Here is a 1,658-nt window from a genome sequence, read left to right on the forward strand (position 1 = left end):
TCGATCGTCGCGTCGATCGGCGGGCGTGTCACCAACGGCACGCGCAGCAACGAGCGTCAGCGGCAGCTCTATGCCGACTTCCTGGCGGGCCGCCATAAAGGCCCGGTGGCCAAGCCCGGCACCAGCGACCATGAGCGCGGGCAGGCCGTGGATGTCGCCTATGGCCCCGGCATCAGCATTGCCAGCCTCCGCGACGCGTTCCGCAAGCAGGGCGTCGCGCTCCGCCAGATCATTGACGAGCCGGCGCAGCGGGTCATTCATGTCGCCTTCGGCAAGGCCGGCCCAAGCGCGGCGCAGACGGCCAGCAAGGCGGAGACGGCCCGGCAGAAGGTGCTGTCCGACGACACCGCCTATACCAACGAGGAACGGCAGGCCCGTCGCCGGCTGATCGACGCCACCCGCAAGACGGCGGCCACCGAGCAGCAGCGCGAGAACCTGCTCGCCGAGGACATTGCAGCGGAGGCCGACGCCGCCAACCGGCGCATCGCCAACGATCAGAGCGCGGGCAAGATCAGCAAGGCCCAGGCCGACCACCTGACGCAGCTCAATGAGGCGACCCGCACCCAGCGGCTCCAGAACCTCGTCGTGGAGCGCGCGACGCGGCAAATCGATCAGCGCTACGAGGCCGAGCAATCGGACCTGCAGGGCCGGCTGGTGCTGCTCCGTCTGAACGAAGGCCTGGTGACCACGGAGCGCGAGCGGCAGGCTGTCGCCCAGCAAATCCTCGAAACCGAGCAGGCCCTCCGCCGCAAGGCGCTGGAGCGGCTGCGCGACACCTCGCAGGACCCCGCGCAGGTGCAGGGGGCGATCGCCGACCTCGCCCGCCTGCCGGCTGTCGAGCGGGCCGAGCAGCAGCAGGCCGACCGTGGCAACGCCCGCCCGCTGGATCAGTATCGCGAGCGCCTCCGTGCCGCGACCGACGACATGGGGCGCGGCGTCGAAGATGCCGCAGTGCGCGGCTTCGGCGCGCTGAAGGATGCCGGCTCGCGGGCGACCGCCAGCGCCGTCACCAACCTGCTGCACTTGAAGGGCGTCGCGGGCGATGTGATCGGCAGCATCGTGTCGGACCTCGCCCGCCTCGCGATCCAGAAGGCGGTCGTCGCCGCGATCGGCGGCGGCTTCGGTTTCGCGGGCGGTGGCCTGATCGGAGACGCGCCCGGCTATGCCGAGGGCGGCTCGCTCGGCGGCCTCGTTCAGGGGCCCGGCACCGGTACGTCGGACAGCATCCTTGCGCTGCTCGGCGACGGTCGGAAGGCCATCCGCATCTCGACCGACGAGTTCATCGTGAATGCGGCGGCGACGAAGCGGAACCTGCCTTTGCTCCACGCCATCAACTCCGGCCGCTTGCCGGGCTATGCTGGTGGCGGTGCGCTGAACAGCCCGTCGATGCCCAGCCTGCGGGCTCCCCGCCTGCCCGGCACGGTCAATGGCGGCAGCCGGCGCGCCGACCGCCTCGTTGTCGACGGCGAGATCAAGGTCACCCCGACCGCCGATTTCGACGCACGCATGGAAAACGTCTCCTTCCGCACCATGGCATCGGCCGCCGAGCCGATCATGGCGGGCGCGGAGTCGCGCACCGTTCGCCGCCTCAACCGCCCCGACTTGCCCGGAGCGCCGCTCTGATGCTCATCACCATGCCCGCATCGCCGGTCGCGGCG

The 1,658-nt window shown here is 70.9% G+C and carries 1 protein-coding gene; it reads left to right on the plus strand.

From position 1 onward, the window contains the following. On the plus strand, positions 1 to 1,623 hold a 1,623-nt coding region (locus tag GGQ96_RS21070; RefSeq protein WP_221240099.1), incomplete at its 5' end, for a hypothetical protein. Between the last annotated feature and the right edge of the window lie 35 nt (positions 1,624 to 1,658).

Source organism: Sphingomonas abaci (genome assembly GCF_014199625.1).
GTDB classification, from domain to species: Bacteria; Pseudomonadota; Alphaproteobacteria; order Sphingomonadales; family Sphingomonadaceae; genus Sphingomonas; species Sphingomonas abaci.